1 protein-coding gene is annotated in these 276 nt (G+C 53.6%); it reads left to right on the top strand.

Annotated elements, in window-relative coordinates; genetic code table 11:
• Positions 1–33: 33 nt before the first annotated feature.
• Positions 34–276 (top strand): hypothetical protein (locus AC3XQU_RS23830; RefSeq protein WP_489876605.1); only part of this gene is annotated, 243 nt, incomplete at its 3' end.

Raw genomic sequence — 276 nt, 5'->3', positions numbered from 1 at the left:
CCATCTTCGCGGCGAAGGTTAGGTGCTTGTAACGTGAATGCCGCAACAACTTCAATCATTGATACGTCAAGTAAAGATGTCATCGACGGAGATGCTCAACAGAATCGCCCCATCTGGCTGACGGAGGCTTCCTACGCTGTCAGCGCCGCCCTTGTCACTGTGCTCGCGGCGCTGATTCCGCTGGTAACCAATCCGCGATTCTATTTCTACGATGATACGCAGTCCGGTGCCTTCGGAATTTGGTTTGAGATCGGTGAGAAACTTCGCTCCGGGGAG

This window comes from Telluria sp. AZSoR62 (genome assembly GCF_058111565.1).
Note: the sequence above shows the minus strand (reverse complement) of the source record. Positions and strands in the feature narration are given on the sequence as shown.